The organism is Alteromonas sp. AWM4_230, from assembly GCF_056158305.1.
The window spans coordinates 191,844-209,326 of record NZ_JBSWTB010000001.1 but is presented as its reverse complement, the minus strand read 5'-3'; the positions used below and the strand labels follow the sequence as shown (position 1 = coordinate 209,326).

14 protein-coding genes are annotated in these 17,483 nt (G+C 46.2%); 5 read left to right on the top strand and 9 right to left on the bottom strand.

From position 1 onward, the window contains the following. Positions 1-38 precede the first annotated feature (38 nt). Both ACXACS_RS00855 and ACXACS_RS00850 read right to left on the bottom strand, forming a co-directional pair. Positions 39-2,879, bottom strand: coding sequence for an EAL domain-containing protein (locus tag ACXACS_RS00855; RefSeq protein WP_474802922.1), 2,841 nt, complete (start codon positions 2,877-2,879; stop codon positions 39-41). Positions 2,880-3,027: 148 nt separating this feature from the next. Further along, positions 3,028-3,345: a hypothetical protein gene (locus tag ACXACS_RS00850; protein ID WP_474802920.1), complete on the bottom strand. Its 318-nt coding sequence runs from the start codon at positions 3,343-3,345 to the stop codon at positions 3,028-3,030. A gap of 105 nt (positions 3,346-3,450) precedes the next feature. Here ACXACS_RS00850 and ACXACS_RS00845 point away from each other — a divergent pair, with 105 nt between their 5' ends. Beyond that, the gene (locus ACXACS_RS00845) at positions 3,451-4,119 is read left to right on the top strand and encodes a glutathione S-transferase (protein ID WP_474802918.1); all 669 of its coding nucleotides are present in this window, start codon (positions 3,451-3,453) and stop codon (positions 4,117-4,119) included. Positions 4,120-4,205: 86 nt separating this feature from the next. Here ACXACS_RS00845 and recQ read toward each other — a convergent pair whose 3' ends face one another. Further along, positions 4,206-6,047 (bottom strand): DNA helicase RecQ, encoded by a 1,842-nt coding sequence (gene recQ / locus ACXACS_RS00840; RefSeq protein ID WP_474802916.1) that lies wholly within the window; start codon positions 6,045-6,047, stop codon positions 4,206-4,208. A 269-nt stretch (positions 6,048-6,316) separates the two neighbouring features. Here recQ and ACXACS_RS00835 point away from each other — a divergent pair, with 269 nt between their 5' ends. The 3 genes from ACXACS_RS00835 (at position 6,317) to rarD (ending at position 9,380) form a co-directional block, all read left to right on the top strand. Next, positions 6,317-6,817, top strand: a complete 501-nt coding sequence (locus tag ACXACS_RS00835) for a thioesterase family protein (protein ID WP_474802914.1) — start codon at positions 6,317-6,319, stop codon at positions 6,815-6,817. An 84-nt stretch (positions 6,818-6,901) separates the two neighbouring features. Continuing rightward, entirely contained in the window at positions 6,902-8,239 is a 1,338-nt protein-coding gene (locus ACXACS_RS00830; protein WP_474802912.1) for a magnesium transporter, read from the top strand. A 226-nt stretch (positions 8,240-8,465) separates the two neighbouring features. After that, complete coding sequence (gene rarD / locus ACXACS_RS00825) at positions 8,466-9,380, top strand: EamA family transporter RarD (protein WP_474802911.1); 915 nt, start codon at positions 8,466-8,468, stop codon at positions 9,378-9,380. Between the two features lie 45 nt (positions 9,381-9,425). On the opposite strand, the gene ACXACS_RS00820 is transcribed toward rarD, so the two are convergent. Both ACXACS_RS00820 and uvrD read right to left on the bottom strand, forming a co-directional pair. Further along, a complete protein-coding gene (locus ACXACS_RS00820) occupies positions 9,426-10,703 on the bottom strand; it encodes a GGDEF domain-containing response regulator (RefSeq protein WP_474802910.1) in 1,278 nt (425 codons plus the stop codon). 42 nt (positions 10,704-10,745) lie between these two features. Continuing rightward, complete coding sequence (uvrD, locus tag ACXACS_RS00815) at positions 10,746-12,917, bottom strand: DNA helicase II (protein WP_118490711.1); 2,172 nt, start codon at positions 12,915-12,917, stop codon at positions 10,746-10,748. A 511-nt stretch (positions 12,918-13,428) separates the two neighbouring features. Here uvrD and cysE point away from each other — a divergent pair. Continuing rightward, entirely contained in the window at positions 13,429-14,226 is a 798-nt protein-coding gene (gene cysE / locus ACXACS_RS00810; protein ID WP_179982004.1) for a serine O-acetyltransferase, read from the top strand. A gap of 37 nt (positions 14,227-14,263) precedes the next feature. Here the strand turns inward: cysE and ACXACS_RS00805 are convergent, their stop codons facing one another. Genes ACXACS_RS00805 through dapF form a run of 4 tightly spaced genes read right to left on the bottom strand, consistent with a single transcriptional unit; the run spans position 14,264 to position 17,473 of the window. Continuing rightward, the gene (locus ACXACS_RS00805; protein ID WP_474802909.1) at positions 14,264-15,004 is read right to left on the bottom strand and encodes an HAD-IA family hydrolase; all 741 of its coding nucleotides are present in this window, start codon (positions 15,002-15,004) and stop codon (positions 14,264-14,266) included. Between the two features lie 20 nt (positions 15,005-15,024). Continuing rightward, positions 15,025-15,945, bottom strand: coding sequence for a tyrosine recombinase XerC (gene xerC, locus ACXACS_RS00800; RefSeq protein WP_474802908.1), 921 nt, complete (start codon positions 15,943-15,945; stop codon positions 15,025-15,027). A 5-nt stretch (positions 15,946-15,950) separates the two neighbouring features. Then, positions 15,951-16,646, bottom strand: coding sequence for a DUF484 family protein (locus ACXACS_RS00795; protein ID WP_474802907.1), 696 nt, complete (start codon positions 16,644-16,646; stop codon positions 15,951-15,953). Then, complete coding sequence (gene dapF, locus ACXACS_RS00790) at positions 16,643-17,473, bottom strand: diaminopimelate epimerase (protein WP_118490701.1); 831 nt, start codon at positions 17,471-17,473, stop codon at positions 16,643-16,645. Before dapF ends, ACXACS_RS00795 begins: the two co-directional genes overlap by 4 nt. Positions 17,474-17,483: the final 10 nt, after the last annotated feature.

The following is a 17,483-nucleotide window of genomic DNA, read 5'->3' as shown; positions in this document are numbered from 1 at the left end:
TATCACTTTTTTCGCAAAGGGTGTATCAAGGATAGTTATCAGAGGGGCTTAAATTCTCGTAAAGGCGCGGGCTTAGCAACACCGTAGCCTTGGGCGAAATCAACGCCCATTTTGCCTAGCTGTGCCATGATGCCTTCATCTTCTACAAATTCGCCAACAGTTTGCATACCCATGGCTTTGGCAACATCGTTAATAGAGGCAACCATAGCCGTATCTACGCTGTCGTTTAGCATATCTTTAATAAACATACCGTCAATTTTTACCTGGCTCACGGGTAAGCTTTTAAGATAATTATAAGAAGAGAAGCCACTGCCAAAGTCGTCGAGGGCAAAAGAACACCCGAGACGGTTAAAGGTACGCATAAAGGCAAGAGTGACTTCCATTTTAATGATGGCTACTGACTCAATAACCTCAAAACATATTTTGTTGTACGGGATATTAAAGGTTTCGAATGCATTGAGAATAAACAAGGTAAAGTCTCTATCTGCCAGTGAGTGGCAGTTAAGGTTGATGCTGCACCGTTTCAATTGTGCAAGGTGCTCAGGGTTTTCAGATAGCCATTTGAAGGTATTTGTTACTACCCATTTATCAACACTGACATTCATCTCAAATCGCTCAGCCGTGGGTAAAAAGTTGGCAGGCTCGACAAGTTGCCCGTCTTTTTCCCTAAGACGCAGCAGAACTTCGTAGTAGTGCCCGTCGCTGGTTTTGCTTAATGGCCTTAGCGATTGATAAAAAAGCTCGAAGCGACCTTCTTCTAACGCGTTGTTAATAGAAGATACCCAATCAAGCTCGCGCTGGTAGCGCTGCATACTTTCGTCATTTTTGTTGTATCTATGAACCTGATTTCTTCCTTGTTCTTTAGCGAAGTAACATGCGGCATCGGCCATACTTAAATACTGGCCCGGGTCGACATCGGTATCGTCGCATACCACCATACCTATGCTCACGCCTAAGTTGAAAATGCGGTTGTCCCACATAAAGCGATAAGCCTGCACCGTGTTTAGGATCTTTACCGCATTTACATAAACGGCGTCGGCATCAATACCTGAATAAATAATGCCAAACTCATCGCCACCAAGGCGGCCCAATTGTGCGTCCGAAAGCAAGGTGTTCTCAATCAAACGGGCAATATCCTTAATAAGTACATCGCCAGCTTTATGGCCACAGGTATCGTTAACTACTTTAAACCTGTCTAGATCTAAAAACAGTAAACATACTGGTGTGTCGTTTGCGTTCACTGCTTTATCTTTAAACATAGATTCAAACTGGCGTCGGTTATAAACGCCAGTTAGCGAGTCATGGGTAGCTAAATATTGCAGGCTTAAGTCTGACTGCTTCTTCTCGGTTATATCCACAATAGAGCCGTAGAGAAAGTCGCCTTCGCCATTTTTTCGGATTTGACAGGATAGGGAGAACCAAAACTCGCTTCCGTCTCGTCGCCGACCTCTAATTTCCTTACCGGTTACATGACCGTTTTGTGATATTTCACCGAGTAAAACCTGCCTGTCTTCCGCACTGGCGTAAAACACTTTTGTGTTCTCTGCTTCGGCAAGCATCTTCTCTTCGTTTTCATAGCCGAATACGTTACACATGGCCGGATTAACGGAAATAAGCTTTCCATCCAATGTTGAGGTGTAGTGCCCTTCCGCTGAGTGCCTAAATAAATCATAGAAGTGATTCAAGCTTGATATGGTTTCTGCTTGCGTTGAAAGCTGGCGCTGATTTAACACGTCTTCTTTGGCTATGACAGCAAAGCCAAAACACAGAAAGCCGAGAGTAAGAAAGAACAGCATTCCAATAGCAACGTCTACGGTATAAACCAGATTACTAAATAGGTTTTGCGTTACCAGTGCATAAAATGCAAAAAAGGAAAGCCAGGCAAGTGTATAAGTGATACTTACTGCACGACTCCCTTTGTCTTTAAATACGAGTGCTAGTAAAACGTGATAAAGCCCCATGCCCGCGGTTAACAGTAGAAGTGTGATAGACGCTATATAGGTATTCACAATAAAGCAATAGGCGGTAGCGACGACGGGTACAAGATAACTTAGCGACCGCAGAGCAATGGGAATACGGGTGAAAAGATGGTGTGTTACTTTGGCAATGCACAACAATAACATACAAAAACATACAGCATAGAAGTGCTCGCTGCCGTTAGTTAAGCTTGGCCAAATTGCCAATCCTCCTGCTGTTATAAACAATAGTGCGATAAGCACAAGCGACGACATGGTAAGCCAAAACCGAGTGGCAATGCGCTGATACAAGTAAGAAAACAAAAAATAGAGCGCAATTAGCGCCATGATACCCGTTACCGCGCCAAGCAAAGTAAGCATATTGGTGTCATGCTGTGCGAGTAAGTCTCTTTCCCACAAGGTGATAGGGAAGTACTTAAGCCCCTCGTCTTTTACCGCAATGAGTAAGCGAGCGTCTTGATAAGGCTGAAGAGTAAATGCAAGCCTAATGTTAGGAAGTGGCTGCTTTAAAGAATAATCACCTTTTCCTGCTTGGTACCGATAGGACTTGATGATTCGCTCGCTACTATCAAGAAGAAATATCTGTAAATCGTCCACATTCAGGCGGTCAACATTGAGTACTAATGGGATAGGGCTATAGCCTGTATGAATTAGTTCGGTGGAATACCATATGCGTTCATCGGTAAAAGAGGCGTTGGCTGAAGTATCCTTAGTGTTGCCATTTAAAACATCAAAATATGTGGCGCTAGTGGGGGCGACAGACAAACGCGCATGGAGATTAATAATCTCCCGCTCAAAGGACTCGTTGACAGTAAGCTGACTGTTAGCCGAAACGTTTAGGCTTAGCAACATCCAACTGATGAGCAAAGCTGATACGTACTTAAATAGCCGGGCTATTACCACTCGTTAATTCCTTGAACCACATAGTAAGAGGATGTTTATAAAGGCGAAATATGTGTTGTTAAGCCCTCTTATCCTTTGGATGCTACCCTTAGAATAATACTAGTTTTAACGAAAAGCCAAACTCAACGTATAGTGGATAATTTACGGGTTATGCTTGCAAAAGGTAATTAAAAATTACCGATGGCGACTGCTGCGTACCAATAGGCTCCAGCCATATCGCTTCGCAAAGCCATTCTATACAAAGCATACACTGCAAATCTGTGTCGCTTGCACTTGCGGTGACAACTGCCTGAAACCGGTCAGCTCCCCAATCTGCCTCTGAAAATCTGAAATTAAACAATGCACAAAATTGTTCCACCCACTGTTGAGTTTTAAGTGGGGTAGCGGGTAGCGCAGCGCGAATTTCTACGCTGCCTTCGTTAACAAGGGCGTGTTGTAGAATGTCTTCTTTTGTAAGTTTTTGCATAGAAGTTAACAATTTATTGGCGTTAGTAAACCCGCTTGGTTTAAAAAGTGTATATAGTACAACACAAAAACAATAGCGTTAAACTAAGCGTATTAAGGACGAGGTATGCTAACACTTCACCATTTAAATAACTCTCGCTCACAGCGAATTTTGTGGCTTTTAGAAGAGCTAGGCGTAGAGTACAAAATAGAATTTTATCAACGAGACAGCTCTACGAACCTGGCGCCTGACTCGCTGCGGGCTGTGCATCCATTGGGGCGCTCGCCGGTTCTTACTACGCCACACGGTGCAATTGCAGAATCTGGCGCTATTGTGGAATATCTAGTTCGTCATCACGCTACCGACGCATTTGCTGTTCCCCAAGACCCCGAAGCACTTCAACAATATTGGTTCTGGCTTCACTTCGCGGAAGGTTCATTAATGCCGCCATTGGTGGCCAATTTGGTGCTAGAAAAAGCACGTCAGAAAGGTTCTAAACCTTTCTTTATTAAGCCAATTACTAACAAACTGATAGACGGTATTCTCAATGCTTACTATGGGCCTAACTTAGCGCAGAGTTTGCGCTATGTAGAATCTTACCTCGCTAAGAACACTTGGTTTGCCGGCGATGCACCGAGTGGCGCAGATGTTCAAATGATATTTCCGTTAGAGTCGCTGGTAGCCAGCGGGCGAGCGAAAGACTTTACTGCCATTCAGGGTTACGTGAAGCGTGTTCATGCCAGAGAAGCTTACAAAGCAGCGTTAGAAAAGGGTGGTGAGTACGCTTACGCCTAATGTGTTCATCCGCAAGGCGCGCACCTTTACTTTGTGCAAACCCTGCGGCCGACTGGGAAATAAAGACCTAATTGGCCCTGAAGCTTTTAATGGTCGCGATTGATATAGTCGTCAATGAGCTGAATAAAGGCCTCACCGTAGCGTTCCAATTTTGTTTGGCCCACACCGCTTACCTCTAATAACGTGTTGCGTGTAGTAGGCAGTTTACACGCCATATCAACCAAAGTGGCGTCGCTAAATACCACATATGGCGGCACTTCATTTTCTTCGGCCAACACCTTGCGCAAGTGCTTGAGGCGCGTGAACAAGGTTCTGTCGTAGTTAGCAGGCGCGTGCTTTGCCTTTTTCTTATCGGGCTTAAATTCAAGTCGCGGTACGGCTAATTGAACGGCGACTTCGCCTTTTAGTACGGGCCGTGCGGCTTCGGTTAATCTCAGTGCGGCGTGAGCAGTTATATCAACGCGAATAAGCCCTTTATGCACAAGCTGGTTGATAATGTTATGCCAGTAGCTGTCCGATTTATCCTTACCTATGCCATAGGTTGAAAGCTGATGATGGCCGGCCTCTTGGAGGCGCCTAAGCTGCTTGCCTCGCAATACGTCAATTACATACTGACTAGAAGCTTGTTGTGAAAGCCTTAATACGCACGATAGTACTTTTTGCGCTATCACTAAGCCGTCAATCATTTTAGGGGGATCTAGACAGATATCACAGTTGCCACAGGCGCTGTCACTGAACTGCGAAAAGTAGTTCAGAAGCACTTGCCGTCGGCAGGTTTGTGCTTCTGAAAAGGCTTCCATGGCCGCGAACTTTTGCAGCTCTATTTGGTTGCGCTCAGCTATTTCGCCTTGCTCTATCCACTGTTTTACGCGGGCCGCGTCTTTTTCGTCAAACAATAATAGGGCTTCAGACTCTAGGCCATCTCGCCCGGCGCGCCCAGTCTCTTGGTAATAGCTTTCAACACTGCGCGGTACATCATGATGCACCACGTAACGCACGTTTGATTTGTTGATACCCATACCAAAGGCAACAGTGGCCACCACAATATCGATTTTGTCATTAAGGAACTGACGCTGTACTAACTCTCGTTCGTCGTTATCCATACCGGCGTGATACGCCGCGCAGCGAAAGCCTTGCTTGAATAACTTTGCGTGTAGATCATCGACTTTAGCGCGACTGTTACAATAAATAATGCCGCTACCTTCTTGTTGCTTTACGTAAGCGACAACTTGATCAAAAGCCTTGTACTTACTCATTACGCGGTAGCGAATGTTGGGTCTGTCGAAGCTTCCTTTGTAAACGAGCGGGTCGTTTAGGTTTAGCTGCGTTAGTATGTCTGCTTGTGTCGCTGAATCTGCTGTAGCCGTTAGCCCAATGACAGGAATAGTAGGAAAACGAGATTTTATTTGACCCAAGGCGCGATAATCCTGCCTAAAATCATGACCCCAATGGGAAACGCAGTGCGCTTCATCAATGGCAAATAAAGCGATGTCGGCGTGGGCTAGCGACTGCTGGAAATAGTACTGCATTAACCGCTCTGGCGATACGTACAGTAAATCCAGCTTACCAGCTTGGAGGGCATCGTTTATGCGCGCTTGTTCGTCAGTTTCCAGCGTGGAATTAAGATAGGCGGCGTTTACGCCAAGCGCTTTTAGCTGCTCTACTTGGTCCTGCATAAGCGATATAAGCGGTGAAACGACAATAGCGGTGCCGCTTCGCACCAGTGCAGGGATTTGATAGCACAGCGATTTCCCGCCACCTGTAGGTAGCAAAACAAGTGCGTCTTTTCCTTCACATACTTGGTGAATAACTTCGCCCTGACCATCGCGAAAAGCATCGTAACCAAATACCTCTTTTAAGACGGTTTCAGGCGTTTTTGCGTGCTGGGTTTTAGGCGTTAATTCTGATGGCGCGATTGCAGTTGTCATGGCGCAGGATTTTACGCGTTTTTAGGCTCGGCTTCACGGGGCAATTTAAAAAACTAGACTAAAATGTAGCGATGACGCGGGTAATCACCATTCAAATAAACAGGGCCGTGTGCTTTTTGAACAAATTGTGTGGCGTGAAGGTGCGGAACCGATAAGGGCGTTGTGGTACATAAGTGACTCTGATTGGATAATATTGGTTGGATGAATTTCCTTACTCGATATATTCAATAGTAATGTTGTGGGTACTGTCACAGTAAGTGGATAACACAATGCCTATCAATGAAGAGACTAGGGTAAATAAGAAATTAGACCACCAAGCTATGATCGATCATGTCATTACGCTTTTTCGTGATAACATGCCCTTTAATCAGCTGTTAGGCTTGGAATTTGTTACGCAAGGTGCCGGTCTAGATACACAGATTTCGTTGCACCTCAATTGGCAACCTACGCTTACCGGTAATCCTTTGCAAAAAATTCTACACGGCGGCGTAACAGCGACTATGCTAGACACCATCGGTGGTTTAGTTTCAATTTTAGAGACCATAAAGCAAACCCCAGAAGAGCACCTTGCAGATTTGCAGATTAGATTGCCGACCATGGGCACCGTTGATATGCGTGTTGACTATTTGCGTCCAGGGCGTGGCGAGCGCTTTATCGCGACGGCAGCGATTATACGCAAGGGTAGTAAACTAGTGGTTTGCAGAATGGAGTTACACAACGAAAAAAGCGATCATATCGCCTTCGGCACGGGTACTTATATGCTGGGATAGCCGTGCCTTAATAGGTTTGCATTATCCCGCAATACTTGTTTTTCGTTGTGTGAGGGAAGTGAGCGGTATTACGGGAGGTGTAGCATGGCAGAGCCATTACCAGATTTAATCGAAGAGATTGTTACCGAAAGTATAGGGGATGACCCGGCAACTCTGTTGGCGGCTTTAGCCGGACAAGACGAGGTATACATTGCATCTCTTTTAGAATCACTGCCTGTAGAAAAACGGTTGGTGGTGTGGGATGGTATCTCTCGCGACCGCAAGCTCGATGTACTTGTTGAGATGCGTAGCGATCCTCGTGAAATCCTTATCGACAATACGCCTCACAATGAATGGGCGTCTATTTTTGCTGATATTGATGCCGAAGACTTACTTGAACTACTTGACTCACTGCCAAAGCGCCTTGTGGATATGGCGTATGAGTCGCTCGACTCCAAAGAGCGAAAGTACTTCAGAGAAGCCACTCAATTTCCCGATAATCAAATAGGGCACTGGGTAAACCACGAACAGTTAGTATTGCCGTCGAACGCGAAAGTACGCGAGGGCTTGCGGCTATTAAGGCGTGATATACCTCAGCACTGCGACAGTATTTTTCTTGTGAATCGGTCTGGTCAGTTTTCAGCATTAGTTAAAATTAGCCACCTATTTAACGCACAAGATCACGTGTCGCTATTTGATTTATCTGAAGAAAATGTGACTACTATTCAGGGAGAGGATGACACCATGAATGCGTCGCTCCTTGTACAGCGTTCAGGTCTGGCGTCTTTGCCGGTGGTTGATGAGAACAACAAACTGTTAGGTCGTTTAGATGTGTCCTCGGCGAGCGAGCTAGTCAATGAATTTTACGAACGCCAGGTGATGGCGTCGGCAGGTATGGATGAGGACGAAGATTTATTCTCGCCTGTAGCAAAAAGTGCGAAAAACCGTGCCCTGTGGCTTGGCATAAACCTGCTAACCGCGTTTATGGCATCTTGGTTTATTGGGCTGTTTGAAGGTACGCTGCAGCAAGTTGTTGCCCTTGCGGTACTTATGCCAGTGGTGGCGAGTATGGGCGGCATTGCTGGTAGCCAAACGCTTACCTTGATTGTACGCGGGCTTGCACTAGGGCAGGTAACCCCAGCCAACTTAAGAGCGCTAATGGTGAAAGAGCTGAAGGTAGGCGGGGTGAACGGCGTGATTTGGGCTTTGGTAATCGGCGTGGTTGCTTATTTCTGGTTCACTGACGCTATGCTTGGTTTGGTGATTTGTTTAGCCATACTGTTCAACATTGTCGCCGCTGCCTTAGCTGGCGTATTCGTGCCCGTCATTTTAGACAAGCTTAAAATAGACCCAGCATTGTCTGGGTCGGTCATACTGACTACTGTCACCGATATTGTAGGTTTTGTGGCGTTTTTGGGTTTGGGAACGCTCTTTCTTCTATAAGTCGGCTTCTTCTGAAAGATGGTTCCGGTTTAGGGCCTCGTTCAGCCTAAAAGTGTCGTACGCATCTAAAGCCCCACTGAAGGAATGCAATTGGTGGGGCTTTTTTCGTTGGTTGTACCGCCTGTTACCTGCCCTTTGCCGCATTGGAAAGCGTTAAGGGTTGTGTATTACCGTAACCTGATAAACAATACGCGCTTTCTTACCCTGAATCTCGTTGGAGCCAGCCTTGTCTAAGCAAGCCAGTGCCGCGCAAGTCGGCGTTATTTGCGCGATTGCCGCATACAGTATGTGGGGTGTTGCACCTGTTTACTTCAAACAGTTAATGGTATTACCCGCCGCTGAAATACTCATGCACAGAGTAATTTGGTCTGTAGTGCTTTTAGTTGGGCTAATCGCTGCATTAAAACAATGGCCAAAAGTTGGGGCTGCTCTTCGTAATAAGCGAGTTATGCAGATTTTGTTCGTAGCTGGGCTGTTGCTGGGGGCAAATTGGCTTTTGTTTATCTGGGCGATCAATAACGACCATATTCTTGATGCAAGCTTGGGCTATTACATTAACCCTCTTATCAACGTTTTCTTAGGCCGGCTATTTTTAGGCGAGAGATTGCGCAATCTGCAGCGTGTAGCGGTTGGGCTTGCTGTTATTGGTGTAGCAATTCTTATTTTATCTTACGGCCACGTGCCCTGGATTGCCTTAGTACTTGCTGGAAGCTTCAGCGTATACGGCTTATTACGTAAGCAGGTGGCGGTAGACTCGCTACCAGGTCTGTTCATTGAAACCTTAATGTTGTCGCCATTAGCTATCGTCTACTGGGTATTCTTTGGTTCTGAATACAGTAACTTATTTAATAATGATGCCACCCTAAACTCCCTTATTTTAGCGGCAGGCATTGTTACCACTGCCCCGTTGCTTTGCTTTACCGCTGCAGCGCGACGCATTATGTACTCAACGTTAGGCTTTTTTCAGTACATAGGGCCAACGCTTATGTTCATATTGGCAGTTTACCTGTACGGCGAACCCCTTGAAGAGTCGCGTTTGGTTACGTTCGGGTTTGTGTGGCTTGCGCTAATTTTATTTAGTGCCGACTCCTTGGTTAATTATCGCAGTCAGCGTAAAGCCCAAAAGCTAGCGGTAGAGTAGAGGCTGGTTCTTGCAGTCTTTTGAGACGTAAAGCCAAAACGAAAACTACAATAAGGAGCCTTGCTCTTGGTGAGGAGCATCAGGCGGCTCGCATTTCACCTGGTTTCGCCCGCTATTTTTGGCAGCGTACAGCTGCTTGTCGGCAAGGCTTAGCAGCTTATCTACACGCTGAGTATGGGCACCACTTGCTCCGATACTGCAGGTAACTTTTATATCGGTTTTGGGAAGCTGGATAACTTCAGCTTCTACCACTTTTCTGAAATCTTCCAAGCGTTTGCAGGCTTCATCAACAGGCGTTGAAGGCATGTAGATACAAAATTCTTCACCACCAAAGCGCGAAATAATTTCATCTGGGAAGTAAAACTCAATAAGTGCTGCCATGGCCTTTAGCACTATGTCTCCGGCGTCATGGCCATGGGTATCATTAATTGACTTAAAGAAGTCTAGGTCGATAAGTGCCAAGGCATGATCGTCAGATAAATTTTGATGTTGAACCGTAACCATGTAAAAGAAGTGGCGTCTGTTGGGTAGGCCCGTTAAATAATCTGTATTCGCTACACGGCGTATTTCTTCAACACTTTCAATATATTCCACGTTTTGCATTACGCGGCACAAGAACTCTTCATGGCAATAAGGTACGCGTAAGAAGTCATTAGCGCCGCTTTTGATGAAGTGCGCAGACATTAGCATGCCTTTACCTCCAGCAATGCCCATTATGGCAAGCTGTTCTTTAGAAAACGCTTTTCTCAAGCTTGCCACAAAATGGGTGCCCGTCATGTCGGGTAGCGTGTTATCGGTGATAACAAGACGCACATTTTTATGTTCAGAGAGGCACTGCATTGCGTCGGTAGCTGTTAAGCATTCGAAGGCAATAAAGTTATGTCGCTGAAGTAATGAAACCGTTTTTGAGCGTAAAACGCGATTGGTACTTACCACCACAACGCCGGTAGATTTGTTTTTTTCAAGGCGGCTTATAAGCCGGTTTAGGTAGTCGTAGTTTTGTGAATTTTCTTTCGGAATATAGTCGACAACATCCCGCTCAAGCACCTTGTCGCGGATAGCATTGTCTAGGTTTTCTGTTGTCGCAATGGTAGGAATGAAGGATTCGACGGCGAAGTCGATGGCTTCGCCTTTTGGCGCATCGGGTAAAGAGTAAGCAACAATGGCGCACAAAAAACTTTCGGGTATTTCTTGTGCAAAGCGCGCCTTTCCTTCGGTGAGCGACGTTGCGCCCACGGGCGTAAGGCTCGAACGGCGTACTAATTTCGCGATAAGTTCAAGGTTGCCTTCACCATTTTCGATGATCAGCACGTGTTGCTGCATACATTCCAACTTAGAGTTAGGCTACCTTGCCAATTAATAACGTTACGCTTTCTCCAGCTTTGCGTAAGCAAGTACCAGCCATTTGCTGCCAAATTCATCGAAGTTTACTTGAACTCGGCCATGCTCACCACTACCTTCATAGTTAAGCACAATGCCTTCGCCGAATTTACGATGCACTACGCGCTCACCTAAACTAAAGCCTGTTTCTTCAAAACTGGCGTGCGAGGTTGCTTGGCTAAAGCGGTTATGTACAGGCCGCGAGATGGTGGATTTAAGCCTGACTTCTTCCACACAATCTGCTGGCATTTCACGAATAAAACGCGAAGCCGTATGATACTTATCTTGACCATATAATCGACGACTTTCTGCGTAAGTGATATACAACTTTTGCATAGCGCGAGTCATACCAACATAGCAAAGTCTGCGTTCCTCTTCCATTCGACCTGGTTCGTCGTTGGTCATCTGGCTAGGGAACATACCTTCTTCCACGCCGGCTAAGAACACTAATGGGAATTCAAGGCCTTTTGCAGTGTGGATAGTCATCATCTGCACCGCGTCTTGGTCTTTGTCCGCCTGAGTTTCGCCTGCTTCAAGGGAAGCGTGGGCCAAAAACGCGGCCAGAGGCGACATTTCTTCGGCTTCTTCTGGCACGATAAAAGTCTTACAAGCACTGACGAGTTCTTCTAAGTTTTCTAGTCGAGCCTGAGCCTTTTCACCACGCTCAGCCTGGTACATGGCGTACAGACCAGATTGGCGAATGGCTTTATCAGCCTGTTGGTCAAGCGGTTCGTCTAATGTGGCTTGTTCAAGCTCTGTAATGAGTAATACAAAGCTTTGCATAGCGTTTAACGCACGGCCTTTAAAGCCACCTTCGTTTATAAGCAGCTGGCTGGCTTGCCACATAGAACAGTTATGCATACGTGCAGTGTCGCGTACTTGCGATAGGGTTTTCTCACCAATACCGCGACTTGGGGTGTTTACCACACGTTCAAAAGCCGCGTCATCGTGGGGGTGGCTTACCATGCGCATATAGCCAAGCGCATCTTTAATTTCTTGGCGTTCGAAGAAGCGCAAGCCACCGTAAATGCGATAGGCCAACCCTTCGTGTAATAAAGCTTCTTCCAGTACACGGGACTGAGCGTTGTTTCTATAAAGAATAGCGGTGTCGCTAAGGGCGTTGCCTTGATTTAGCCAGTCTTTAATTTTAGACACGATAAAGCGGGCTTCGTCGAGTTCGTTAAAACCGGCATAGACAGAGATAAGCTCGCCCTGAGCGTCTTCTGTCCACAGCTCTTTCCCTAACCGGCCTGTATTGTTGTCGATAACCGTGTTCGCCGCTTTCAAAATGTTCCCGGTAGAACGGTAATTCTGCTCAAGGCGAATAGTGGTAGGCTCATTAAAGTCTTTTAGGAAATGCTGAATATTATCTACGTTTGCACCGCGCCAGCCGTAAATAGACTGATCGTCGTCGCCAACAATCATAATGTTGTTATTGTCACCGCTACACAGCATACGAAGCCATGCATACTGGATATTGTTGGTATCTTGGAATTCGTCAACTAACACAGCACGGAAACGGCGCTGATAGTGAGCCAACACTTCAGGGTTCTTTGCCCATAACTCATGAGCGCGTAGTAAAAGCTCGGCAAAATCAACTAAGCCTGAACGGTCGCAGGCGTCTTGATATGCTGCGTAGACTTCACGCATGGTCTTTTGGATATGATCGCCATGGGTCTCGATATGCTGAGGACGCAGGCCTTCGTCTTTATTGCCGTTTATGTACCACTGGATTTGACGCGGGGCCCAATGCTTTTCATCTAAATTCATGGCTTTTAGAATGCGGCGAATTAAACGGTATTGATCGTCAGAATCGATAATCTGAAAGTTTTCAGGCAAGTTAGCTTCAGCGTGGTGTGCGCGTAATAGGCGATGCGCAAGCCCGTGGAAGGTACCAATCCACATATTGTGCAGGCTGCGACCCATCAACGACTCAATACGGCCGCGCATTTCTTTTGCTGCTTTATTGGTAAAGGTAACCGCGAGAATAGAAAAAGGTGCGATGTTTTCGACTTCCATCAACCACGCAATGCGATGCACTAATACACGGGTTTTACCACTACCTGCGCCAGCTAATACTAGGGCATTTGATAATGGGGCTGCTACTGCTTCACGCTGTTTGTCGTTAAGCTCGTCTAGCAGTCGAGATACATCCATAGTGTGGTACCTGTTAGTTGATAGTGTTATACATTCAGCAGCGGGCTATTATGCCATCTGACTGTTAATTTATACAGTCCAGTTTTTTACCGTTTTCGTTAAGTAAAAGCGCGGTTATTTGGGTATTTAAGATGTGCAGTTATACGGGGCTTTTAATGAAAGAAATAGGTGTTTTAACCGTTCTAATTAAAATGTTACAGTGCTTAATGTTGCCAAAGGCAGACCCAAAAGTGCACAACTGGAAGGTACAGTTATTAGCTATAACGAATTAATACGATAAATTGATCGAATTATGCGCTTGGCAGGTATCACATCGGTATTGCATCACGCCAAACTCGGGTAAACTTTCTGCTCTTTTACTTTGGCAACCTCTGCACTTTCATACAAGGCGAGAGTTAGTCAAAAAGTTGAGCCATTTTAGGCAAGCTGAAAAAGCACACGGCCCCAATTTATTAACGACGTACATTGGCACACAACCAGCTCACTAACAGCACATTAACGGGATATGCTCATGACCGCACTCTCTACGCCCATCGATTTCTGGTCGACGCTTAAACAAGAAGCGCAAATTGTTGCTGAAAACGAACCTTTGCTATCTAGCTATGTGCATGCCAGTGTTCTTGCGCATCATAATTTTGAGTCGTCGCTAAGCTTCATTTTGTCAAACAAAATGGCAGATGACGTGATGCCTGCGCTTGCTATACGTGAGGTGTTCGACGAAGCCTACTTGTTAGAGCCAGGTATTAGCGAGGCAGCCATTGCTGATATTATGGCGATTAATGCACGTGATGCCGCAGTGAACGATTACCTTACTCCTTTACTGCACTTTAAAGGTTTCCATGCCGTGCAGGTGCATAGAATGGCGCACTATCTTTGGCTTCACGGGCGCCACCAATTAGCCTTATTTTTGCAAAGCCGCAATTCATCAAGCTTTGGTGTAGACATTCACCCAGCAGCGCGAATTGGTAAGGGCGTTATGTTCGATCACGCAACTGGTATTGTGGTGGGCGAGACTGCGGTGGTAGAAGATAATGTGTCTATTTTGCAGAGCGTTACGTTAGGCGGTACGGGTAATGAGTCGGGCGACCGTCACCCCAAAATTCGCCAAGGCGTATTAATTGGCGCAGGTGCCAAAATTCTAGGGAATATCGAAATCGGCGAAGGTTCGAAAGTCGGCGCTGGTAGCGTTGTACTGAACAGTGTTCCAGCCCACGTTACCGTGGTGGGCGTGCCAGCAAAAGTGGTTGGGAGACCGGTTTGTCAAAGCCCCTGCGAGTCCATGCGCCAAAACGTCCTAGAAGATAACTAAAGCTGTGGGGTCAGAGTCCTGACTCTGACCCCATTATTCACAGGAAGTGGGTTAACTCGTTGAGGTTGTCTAGTGCTACATGAGGCAATACGCTTACAGGTTCGTTCGCTAGTGTCATGGGTCTGTTACAGGCAAACCATGCTGCTTGATAGCCAGCGTTAATTGCTCCTTGTACATCCTTGATAATATTGTCGCCTACATGAAGAATGTGTTTCGGTGCAATGTGTAAACGTGCTGCGGCTTCATCAAACATGTCTCGGGCCGGTTTCATAGGGCGCGATGTGCTGGCGTGAAGAATGGTTTCAAAATAACCATCAATCCCTATTTTTTCTGCGTTTACATTACCATTAGTAATGCCGATAAGCGGTAGTTGACTACTTACTGCCTTAAGGGCTGCGTGTACATCGTCAGTCAATTCAAAGTTACTTCTTGAGTCGTAAAAGCAGTTAAAGCAGGCCTCTACCGCATCACTAAGTTCACCACTGTTGGTCAGGTCTGTTTTTAACTCTTTGGGAGCCGTATTCGATAGTGCGGCGGTAAGTACTACACGCCTAAGCTGCCCCATATCAGAGGCTAAGCGCAGATCCTTTTTTATGGCAGCTCGCTTAAGTGCTAGCCAGTCGTTAGCCGACAACGCGGCGGCCGACTTGTGGTGCTTAGCAATATGCGCTTGAAGTGCTTCCTCGGCCCGTCGAATAATAGGTCCGTTATTGTAAAGGGTGTCGTCAAGGTCGAAGGTCATTGCCTGGACTTTGTTAATTGACCTGAAAAACTGCATGGTGAAACCTTAGGTTAGCCTTATTTCTTGTGCGCCCGCGGATGAGCGGCGTCATATACATTGGCGAGATGCTGGAAGTCGAGGTGAGTATAAACTTGTGTTGTCGATAAGTTAGCGTGACCTAAAAGCTCTTGAACCGCACGCAAATCGCCACTTGATTCTAATACGTGAGTAGCAAAAGAATGGCGCAGTTTGTGGGGGCTTACTTTTTGCGAAAGCGACTGGTCTTGCGCCATTTTATCTAAACGATTTGCAACTTGCCTGTTCGATATACGGGTTTTACGCTTACTGACAAATACTGCGCTTTCATACGGGGAAGCGTAGGCAGGACGTACTTTCAACCATGCGTTTAGCGCTTTTTGCGCGTGCCGGCCTAATGGCAGTATACGTTGTTTACTTCCTTTACCCATGACCTTCACCGTACCGTCTTTTAAACAGTCGGCTAAATTAAGCCCGGTAAGTTCGCTTAAGCGCAGGCCGCAACCATAAAGCAGTTCAAACATGGCAACATCTCTTAACTGCATGCCTTCATCATCGTCACTGCTTCGAGGCGAGGCATTAAGTAACTGCTGCATCTCATCCACGCTTAGCTGCTTAGGTAACGGCTTTCCTTGTTTCGGGGCTTGGATGCCTTCAACAGGGTTGCTGAATAGCTGTTGATGGTCAATAAGGTATTGGCAGAATGTTCTTAGGGCCGATAGTCTAAGGGCAATACTACGCGGGCTATGCCCAGACATTTTTGCATCAGCCATAACACGCTTAATATCGCTTGGCGTGAGCCCAGACCATTCGTACAGCCCAAGTAGCTTTGCCACTTCGGTTAGCTGGCGCTGATAATTTTTGATGGTGTGTAGGGATAAACCGCGCTCTACCTGCAAATGAAGTAGAAATTTATCGAGCCATTGCTGACACGGTTCGCTGATTAAGGCGTCCGTAGACACGGCACCTAATATCCCATCATTTCAGGCAAGATGATATTTAGCACTTGCTGAAGCTGTTGAAGCAAGAGGGTATCCATATCTGGCGTAAAGTGGCTGGCGTCGCTGCTGCTAATGCCCAAAATACCTAATTCACGGTTGTCACCAAGTAGCATTAATGCGACAGATTCCGCAGGACTTTCGCCGAAAAGAAGCTGACGTTCATGCTGTGACAAACGACCAAAGAAGAAGTTGGTATTTTTAAAGCGCTTTTCCGTAAACAGGCGTTGTTGCAGTTCAGGGATGGCATGGGGCCCTTTAAAGCTTTTTATCACCGCAGAGGACAACTGCAAACGCTCTTGCAGCACATCTTCTAAGGTAAACTGCACTTCGGCAACACTTTCACAGCGCAGTAGCTGCACGTTCAAGTCGGTATAAACGCGATATATTTTTTCGTTTTGCTTAGCTATGGTAACCAGTTGGTTTAGCTTGAAATTTAGCTGCCTGACTTTTTGTCTAAGCTGTTCACTTTGAATTTCGACAAGTGAAACACTGCCTTTGTGTTCATGGGGAAGCTTAATTTTTTCAAGAAGGTCGGCATGCTCGGCAAAGAACTCAGGGTTTTGTAATAAGAACGCGCGCACATCAGCATTCGACAATTCCGTTGTGTCGTTAAATGGCTCAATTAATTGCGTGGCGTTAGATTGCCCTGATACTTCGCTCATAAATTTATATGTCCGTCATATACGTGTTCGGCAGGCCCTGTCATTTTTAACACGTTATCTGGGCCAGGCCAGCGTATACGTAAGCTGCCTCCGGGCAAGTCTACCCGTACGTCTTTACTTAATTTACCCTGTATTTGACCAATTGCAACTGCTGCACATGCACCGCTGCCGCAGGCCAAGGTTTCACCCGAACCACGCTCAAATACGCGAAGTTTGATATGCGAATCGTTAATTATCTGCATAAAGCCAACGTTTACGCCTTCTGGAAAGCGTTCGTGCTTTTCAACAAGCGGGCCAATTTCGGCGACATTGGCCGTATTCACATCGTCTACTTCCATAACGCAATGAGGGTTGCCCATTGACGCTGAGCCAATAAACAAGGTGCGCTCGCCCACACGCAAAATATACGTGTTCTCTTGCTTGTTGGCTGTAAGCGGAATGTTCGCAGGTTCAAACTCAGGTTTGCCCATGTTGACCGTTACTTGACCATCTTTTTCTAGATAAAGCACCATCTTTCCTGCTTTGGTACTTACCACTATCTTGTTGCGGTTAATTAGGCCTTTTTGCTTAACAAAGCGGGCAAAACAACGGGCGCCATTGCCGCATTGTTCTACTTCGGAGCCGTCTGCATTGAAGATGCGATAGTGGAAATCTTGTTCAGGGTCATATGGCGGTTCTACCATCAACAGCTGGTCGAAGCCAATACCGAAGTTTCGGTTAGCTAATTGCTGAATTTTTTCTTTAGAGAAAAAGACGTTCTGAGTAACGTTATCAATAACCATGAAATCGTTACCCAAGCCGTGCATTTTAGAAAATTGAACCTGCATTAAACGCGCA

Excerpts from the sequence above, each read along its gene's own strand:
- ACXACS_RS00850 (WP_474802920.1), bottom strand. The coding sequence starts at position 3,345 with ATGCAAAAACTTACAAAAGAAGACATTCTACAACACGCCCTTGTTAAC.
- ACXACS_RS00845 (WP_474802918.1), top strand. The coding sequence starts at position 3,451 with ATGCTAACACTTCACCATTTAAATAACTCTCGCTCACAGCGAATTTTG.
- recQ (WP_474802916.1), bottom strand. The coding sequence starts at position 6,047 with ATGACAACTGCAATCGCGCCATCAGAATTAACGCCTAAAACCCAGCAC.
- ACXACS_RS00835 (WP_474802914.1), top strand. The coding sequence starts at position 6,317 with ATGCCTATCAATGAAGAGACTAGGGTAAATAAGAAATTAGACCACCAA.
- ACXACS_RS00830 (WP_474802912.1), top strand. The coding sequence starts at position 6,902 with ATGGCAGAGCCATTACCAGATTTAATCGAAGAGATTGTTACCGAAAGT.
- ACXACS_RS00820 (WP_474802910.1), bottom strand. The coding sequence starts at position 10,703 with ATGCAGCAACACGTGCTGATCATCGAAAATGGTGAAGGCAACCTTGAA.
- uvrD (WP_118490711.1), bottom strand. The coding sequence starts at position 12,917 with ATGGATGTATCTCGACTGCTAGACGAGCTTAACGACAAACAGCGTGAA.
- cysE (WP_179982004.1), top strand. The coding sequence starts at position 13,429 with ATGACCGCACTCTCTACGCCCATCGATTTCTGGTCGACGCTTAAACAA.
- ACXACS_RS00805 (WP_474802909.1), bottom strand. The coding sequence starts at position 15,004 with ATGCAGTTTTTCAGGTCAATTAACAAAGTCCAGGCAATGACCTTCGAC.
- ACXACS_RS00795 (WP_474802907.1), bottom strand. The coding sequence starts at position 16,646 with ATGAGCGAAGTATCAGGGCAATCTAACGCCACGCAATTAATTGAGCCA.
- dapF (WP_118490701.1), bottom strand. The coding sequence starts at position 17,473 with ATGCAGGTTCAATTTTCTAAAATGCACGGCTTGGGTAACGATTTCATG.